The sequence below is a fragment of the Chryseobacterium sp. DT-167 genome, from assembly GCF_058310155.1.
Genome location: NZ_JBZEEQ010000013.1, coordinates 134,914 through 141,427, shown reverse-complemented (window position 1 = coordinate 141,427; position 6,514 = coordinate 134,914). Strand labels below are relative to the sequence as shown.

Here is a 6,514-nt window from a genome sequence, read left to right as displayed (position 1 = left end):
GAATCTCTACAAAGATTTTAACCTTCAACCATTTAGATTCCTCCGGAAATCACAGATTCGACGTAGTCAATGACAAAATAACTGCTGATTTTAGCGTTATGGTTAAAAAATGCACATTCATATCTATCTTAATAGTTTATAAAAAACAACACATTTGTATTTGTGCATCTGTGGCAATATAAAAAAAATTCAAGCTTATAAAGTTTATTTATATTTCAAAAGCTTATTGATTTTTTTTCTCGTCTGAAGCGAAACTTTATACGCCTCATCCCTCAATTTCTGAATTTTCCCTACCGGCTGGAAGATTTCTGCACTTTCAAAAGGATTGAATGACAGCAGTTCATTGTCGCAGGCTTTGGGATTAACCAAAGAATTTTTCTCAATTTTTACTTCACCAATTTTAACAAAAGGTGAGTTTTTCCATTCGCGGTTGAGAATATTGATGGGCTGATCTTTCAGATCATAACAAAACTGAATCATAACATCAGAAGTATAATTTTCGTGAAAGCAAAAATCTTCAATAGCTTTTTTGGTAGTAAGTTTTGTTCCGAAATTTTTCTGGATGTTTTGCGGACTCAGTTTAATTTTGATCATGTGATCCCCCAAACGATAAACGCCGACCGAATGATAATCAAAAGACAGAAAAAAATCATTCCTCTTCATGAAAAGTTCCCAGCTTTTTTTTAGAAATGATAAAGTCAGAATGCCTGGCAAAACCTTATAAAATTGCGAAATTAATTGGAATGTATTTCCCCATTTTTTAGTAAAGAAACAATTGATAGCTGTAAATAATTTCAAAAATTTAGCAACCGAGTTGATCGGGAACAATGGAAAATTCACCAGCGGATAATTGGCAATTGTACGATCTGCATCATCTTTTATTTTAATTGAAAACCCATAGGCAGGGATGTCTTTTTTATTTCTTTTAATTTTTAAATGAGCATTTGAAAGCCTTACGACGATGTTGTATTTTTCTTTATCAAACAGGTATAGAAGATCAGACCGCATTTCCGGGTTGATGATAAATTCTCCTTTCAAAACAGCATAAGTTTTAGCATGGGCGTTTCTTGTCGCATAATTGACATCGCTGATGGAGGAAGATTGCTCTACAAAATCGGCAATGCTTTTTTTTGTTTCCTCAAGGAGTTGCTTTTCCTCGTATGATAGTTTTTCAAAGTTCTTATTATATTTTAAGGGATTTGACATATATTTTCAAAATTCAAGTATAACGCCAAGTTTTTATTTCTACGTTAAGAGAATATTAAACTTATTTGAAATTTATGATTTTCAGGAAACAAAAAGATCGGTGTCAGAAATTTATCCTTATGATTTTGATTTTCAGGTTTTGTGCTTCCCGCTTCAAAAATCTTATCTTTGTAAAAAAAATTATGGGAGTAGCAGATATGTTATTTAAGCGCAAAAAAGAACTGGCAGAGAAAAACCTGAAAGACGGACAGGAATATATGACGGAATACGGTAAAAGAGAAAGCGTAGTGCAATTACCGAGCGGTTTGCAGTATGAAATCATCACAGAAGGCGACGGTCCGAAACCAGGTCCGAAATCTATGGTAAAATGTCATTATCACGGAACAACAATCGGAGGTAAAGTTTTCGATAGTTCTGTGAAAAGAGGAACTCCGGCTTCATTTCCATTGAATAAAGTAATCAAAGGATGGACAGAAGCTCTTCAGTTGATGTCTGTAGGAAGTAAATGGAGATTGATCATTCCCCCACATCTGGCATATGGAGATCAGCAGATCAGTAAAGAAATCGGACCTAACAGTACACTCGTCTTTCAGGTTGAGTTGCTGGATATTAAATAAATTTCAACTGATATTTAAAATAAATTACCTGTTTTTTCGGGTAATTTATTTATTAAATTAAAACAGATCGAATCTGTAAATTTGTTTTGTAAATTTTTTACAAATGTCACAACTAAAGAAAATCAGAGAACAGAAAAATCTCACTCAGGAAGAACTGGCTGAAAAATCAGGTATTTCTGTAAGAACCATTCAACGGATTGAGGCCGGAACAGACCCGAAAGGTTATACGCTGAAAACCTTGGCTACCACTCTTGATATTTCTGAAAAGCAATTATTACATCAGGAAATCCCGCAGGAAATTTTTGTTGAAAATTTTCTTCCATCGTCAGAAAAAGATGAGGTTCTTAATTATACTCTCATCAAGATGATTAATCTGTCTTCAATTCCTTTTGCGTGGCTTCCGGTTGCCAATTTTCTGCCGCCTTTATTGATGATGCTCTTCACAAAAGAGAAATCCTCAATTGTAAAACAAATCATTTCTCTTCAGATATTTTTAGCCATTATTTCGCCCATTATTTTTCTGATTGTTGCCTTCTTAAAACTCGGTTCGGCATCTGTAATGATAACGATGATTTGCTTAACGCTTGCAAATGTTTTCATTATTCTGAGAAATGCTTATGAAATTGACAAGAAACGAAATCTTTGCTATAGATTGAATTTCAGTATCATATAAATTTGTCATCCAGTTGTCGGGTTTTTGTCGGGGTAAATTTTTGAATTAAAACTGATTAATTCTGAATCTTTGTCAAAAATAATTCAATGACAAAAAGACTTTACTACAGCATTCTTATTCTTTTCCTTTTCTTTGGAAATCTGAAAGCCCAAATCGATAAAAATTCATCATTATTTTTAGAATTAAAAAAACAGGACAGCCTTTTCTTCGAGCGTGGTTTCAATAATTGTGATATTGCATATCTCGAAAAATCGGTAGATGATAATCTGAAATTTTATCATGACTTCGGTGGTTTCCAGGATAAAAAACTGTTTATGGAAAGAACGAAGAAAAATATCTGTGGTAATCCCGATCAAAAGCCGATTCGCAAAGTGATTGAAAGCAGTCTGGAAGTTTTTCCTTTGTATAATAACGGCGAATTGTACGGTGCTATCCAAACAGGAGAACATCAGTTTTTTACGCGCGAAAAAAATAAAGAAGATGTTTTAGGCGGACAAGCAAAATTCACATCAGTCTGGACCAAAAAAAACGGAAATTGGTTGATGAGCGATGTTCTCAGCTATAGCCACGAAGATCCTGCTAAAACAAAAATTTCGGACGATTTGGAAAGATTATTAAAAGCTAATAACATTCCTACTTTAGGATTAGGTGTAATCGAAAATGGTAAATTAACACAGATAAAAGTTTACGGAACATTAAACGGCAAAACAACAGCGCCTTACAACAGCCTTTTTAATGTAGCTTCATTAACCAAACCCGTTACAGCAATGGCAGTTCTGCGTTTAGTAAGCCTCGGAAAATGGAACCTTGACGAACCGCTTTATAAATATTTTACCGATCCTGATGTTGCTGATGATCCTCGTCACAAGAAACTGACGACCAGATTGGTTTTGAGCCATCAAACCGGTTTCTCAAATTGGAGATGGATGAATAAAGATCAAAAGCTCAGTTTTAATTTTGATCCGAGTACAAAATATCAATATTCAGGTGAGGGTTTTGAATATCTACGAAAAGCGATCGAAAAAAAATTCAATAAAAGTCTGGAAGATTTAGCAAAAGAATTGGTCTTCAACCCTTTGAATATGAATGATACAAGTTATCTCTGGAATGAGAAAAAAAATGCGGAAAGAATCGTTATTGGTTATGACAAAAACGGAAAACCCTACGATACTGTAAAAAACAGAATTCCTAATGCAGCAGATGATTTGATGACTTCTGTGGAAGATTACAGTAACTTTTTGATTGCCGTAATGGATAATAAACTGCTTTCACCACAAAATTTTGAAGAGATGAAAACCAAGCAGGTCGAAACTAAAAAAAACAAATATTACGGACTCGGATTTGAAATTTATGACTTAGGAAATAATGAAATTTCCCTTTCACACAGCGGTTCAGATAAAGGTGTTAACACGTTTGCGATCATTTTACCAAAAACAAAAAAAGGTATTGTTATTTTCACAAATATCGATGACGGCTACAAAATTTATGAAACTCTCATCAATCAGTACTTTGAAGATATTGGTAGGAAGATTGTTGAGATTGAAACAAAATGATTCTGATATAATTAATTACAGTTAAATTATTTTTAATTGTAATTAATTTTGTTACAATTAAAATTTGTATATCTTTGTACCATAATTATGAGCAATACAAGATTCGCAACAGCGATACATATTATGACATTACTGGCAAAAGTTCCTCAGGAGTGGCTCACTTCTGACTGGATCGCCGGAAGCATCAATGTAAATCCTGTAATTGTACGTAAAGAATTGCGTGAATTGCGTGAAGCGGGTTTAATTACAAGCAGATTGGGAAAAGATGGCGGGACAAGACTTTTAAAAAGTGCTGACGAAATTAAAATTTCTGAAATCTACGCAGCCGTAAAAAACAATGAAGTTTTAGGGAAGAAAAACCAGAACCCAAATCCTGCCTGTCCGGTAGGAAAGGAGATCAACAATCATCTTTCCTTGCTTTTTGAGCAGACAGATCTATTGGTAAAAAGTTTTTTGGGAGATAAATCTCTCCAGGAATTTACAGATCAATTTGATTAAAATTTTTTAACCAAAAATGTAACAATATTTATTACAATTAATTTAAATAAAAAAAGCATGAACAAAAAAGTAGCAGTAATCGGAGCCACAGGTTTCGTAGGAAAACAAGTTGTTAACGAATTATCAAACAGAGGGTATGAAGTGATTGCCATCGCTAGAGACAGCTCAAAAGTTGATGTGAAAGACAATGTAAAGGCAATCAGCGCAGACGTAAACAATGTGGAAGAATTTGCAAAAGTTCTGGAAGGAAACGATGCCGTAATCAATACCTTCAATCCGGGATGGATGAATCCCAATCTTTACGATGACTTTCTGAACGGAAGTAAAAATATCGAAAAAGCAGTAGAACAATCCGGTGTTAAAAGATTTATTACCGTTGGTGGAGCAGGAAGTTTATTCATCGACGGAAACCAATTGGTTGACGGTCCTGATTTTCCTGCAGATATCAAACCGGGAGCAACCGCGGCAAGAGATTATTTGAATGAAATTAAACAAAACAACACTTTAGACTGGACGTTTTTTAGCCCAGCAATTGAAATGCACCAAGGAACAGCGGGTATAAGAACCGGAAAATACAGAACAGCTCTGGAATCTCCTGTTTTTGACGAAAATGGAAGAAGTATTTTGTCTGTGGAAGATGTTGCCGTTGTTTTGGTGGATGAATTGGAGCAGAACAACCATATTCGTGAGCGTTTTACGGCTGCTTATTAATTTGATTTTGCCTAAAAAAGCTCCAACGGGGCGACGACCTAACAAAGCATCGGATAAAATCCGATGAATGAAAAATTTAAAAAAATAGTTTCAGCGGCACCGAAGGTGCCGCTGAAACTATTTTTTATTGATTAAATGTTTACAGATTCATAAACAACTTCGGATTCACCGGAGTATTGTTTTTATGTACTTCATAATGCAAATGAGGTCCTGTAGAGCGACCGGAATTTCCTGATTTTGCAATCACTTGTCCCACTTTTACTTTATCATTGGTTTTTGCAACCAATTGAGATAGATGTCCGTAAAGCGTCGCCAAACCATTTCCGTGAGAAACAATTACGCAGTTTCCGTAACCGCCTTTTTGTCCTGCAAATATCACCGTTCCTGCAGCGGTAGCAATGACATCAGACCCAAATGGAACGGCAATGTCCAGACCTTTATGAAACTGCATCTGATCAGCTTCGGCAGGAGGATTGTTTTTTTCGGCAGTAGTTTTTGATGATGATGCAGCAACAGTATTGGAAGAAATTGCAGGTGCAGAAGCTACAGTTTCTGTCTTTGCTTTAGGTGTCACCATTACTTTTACTTCACGTTTATTTCCGTAGCTGTCTGTCAATTCAATTGTTTTTTCGTAAGGTTCAGCTTTTACTTCAGGTTTTGGAGCTGCTGTAGCAACTACTGTTGTTTTAGATTCTACAGTTGGTTTTACCGATGCAAAAACCGTTTTGAATGGAATAGGATTTTTTCTGATTCCGAAATTTGACGAAATATAGCCTTCAGTCGGCATTCCTAAAGGAACTTGCTGTAGTTTTTTCTGAAGATCCATCAAATATTGGCTGTATCTGTTTGATTGTTTGGCAAGATAAATTGAGTTTGAAACACTATCATTATCAAGGACCATTAGTCTTTCGTTCTTAATGTCTTTAGATTTTAAAAATGAGTTCAGCTGTCCTACCGTTTGATCTACTAAACTAAGATCTGTCTTCATTTTCAGATAATCTACACTATCTTTTTCTGTATTTATTTTTACCAGATTGACTTCATAATTTTTATCATCTTTTGTTGAATATAATTTGGCAATAAAAATACTTTGTGCAAAAACTACCAGTAAAAGTCCTCCGATCAGAATGTTTACTTTCTTTTTGCTTCCTAAAAATTTCTTCATTTTTCTTTCTTGGAATTTAAAAACCGTTTTAAGGGTGCAAATTTAGTTAAAAATAAATTTTAAGAATTATTTCTAATTAAAATCTGGAATA

At 34.6% G+C, this 6,514-nt stretch carries 7 protein-coding genes; 5 read left to right on the top strand and 2 right to left on the bottom strand.

Translation table 11 applies throughout. The features are described from left to right. Positions 1 to 204: 204 nt before the first annotated feature. Entirely contained in the window at positions 205 to 1,206 is a 1,002-nt protein-coding gene (locus tag AC4FQ5_RS16655; RefSeq protein WP_491145107.1) for a catalase family protein, read from the bottom strand. 182 nt (positions 1,207 to 1,388) lie between these two features. Here AC4FQ5_RS16655 and AC4FQ5_RS16650 point away from each other — a divergent pair, with 182 nt between their 5' ends. From AC4FQ5_RS16650 to AC4FQ5_RS16630, 5 genes are all read left to right on the top strand, one after another. Beyond that, positions 1,389 to 1,823 carry an FKBP-type peptidyl-prolyl cis-trans isomerase gene (locus AC4FQ5_RS16650; protein WP_491145105.1) on the top strand — a complete coding sequence of 145 codons (435 nt, stop codon included), beginning with the start codon at positions 1,389 to 1,391 and terminating at the stop codon, positions 1,821 to 1,823. Between the two features lie 103 nt (positions 1,824 to 1,926). Continuing rightward, on the top strand, positions 1,927 to 2,496 hold the full coding sequence (locus tag AC4FQ5_RS16645) for a helix-turn-helix domain-containing protein (RefSeq protein ID WP_491145104.1): 570 nt from the start codon (positions 1,927 to 1,929) through the stop codon (positions 2,494 to 2,496). Between the two features lie 86 nt (positions 2,497 to 2,582). Continuing rightward, entirely contained in the window at positions 2,583 to 4,049 is a 1,467-nt protein-coding gene (locus AC4FQ5_RS16640; RefSeq protein ID WP_491145102.1) for a serine hydrolase domain-containing protein, read from the top strand. Between the two features lie 87 nt (positions 4,050 to 4,136). Beyond that, complete coding sequence (locus AC4FQ5_RS16635) at positions 4,137 to 4,547, top strand: Rrf2 family transcriptional regulator (RefSeq protein ID WP_491145101.1); 411 nt, start codon at positions 4,137 to 4,139, stop codon at positions 4,545 to 4,547. Positions 4,548 to 4,604: 57 nt separating this feature from the next. Then, entirely contained in the window at positions 4,605 to 5,258 is a 654-nt protein-coding gene (locus AC4FQ5_RS16630; protein ID WP_491145099.1) for an NAD(P)-dependent oxidoreductase, read from the top strand. A gap of 139 nt (positions 5,259 to 5,397) precedes the next feature. Here the strand turns inward: AC4FQ5_RS16630 and AC4FQ5_RS16625 are convergent, their stop codons facing one another. Beyond that, the gene (locus AC4FQ5_RS16625) at positions 5,398 to 6,423 is read right to left on the bottom strand and encodes a M23 family metallopeptidase (RefSeq protein ID WP_491145097.1); all 1,026 of its coding nucleotides are present in this window, start codon (positions 6,421 to 6,423) and stop codon (positions 5,398 to 5,400) included. Positions 6,424 to 6,514: the final 91 nt, after the last annotated feature.

What these genes read in the sequence shown, in the direction of transcription:
- AC4FQ5_RS16655 (WP_491145107.1), bottom strand. Translation starts at nt 1,206, where the DNA reads ATGTCAAATCCCTTAAAATATAATAAGAACTTTGAAAAACTATCATAC.
- AC4FQ5_RS16650 (WP_491145105.1), top strand. Translation starts at nt 1,389, where the DNA reads ATGGGAGTAGCAGATATGTTATTTAAGCGCAAAAAAGAACTGGCAGAG.
- AC4FQ5_RS16645 (WP_491145104.1), top strand. Translation starts at nt 1,927, where the DNA reads ATGTCACAACTAAAGAAAATCAGAGAACAGAAAAATCTCACTCAGGAA.
- AC4FQ5_RS16640 (WP_491145102.1), top strand. Translation starts at nt 2,583, where the DNA reads ATGACAAAAAGACTTTACTACAGCATTCTTATTCTTTTCCTTTTCTTT.
- AC4FQ5_RS16635 (WP_491145101.1), top strand. Translation starts at nt 4,137, where the DNA reads ATGAGCAATACAAGATTCGCAACAGCGATACATATTATGACATTACTG.
- AC4FQ5_RS16630 (WP_491145099.1), top strand. Translation starts at nt 4,605, where the DNA reads ATGAACAAAAAAGTAGCAGTAATCGGAGCCACAGGTTTCGTAGGAAAA.
- AC4FQ5_RS16625 (WP_491145097.1), bottom strand. Translation starts at nt 6,423, where the DNA reads ATGAAGAAATTTTTAGGAAGCAAAAAGAAAGTAAACATTCTGATCGGA.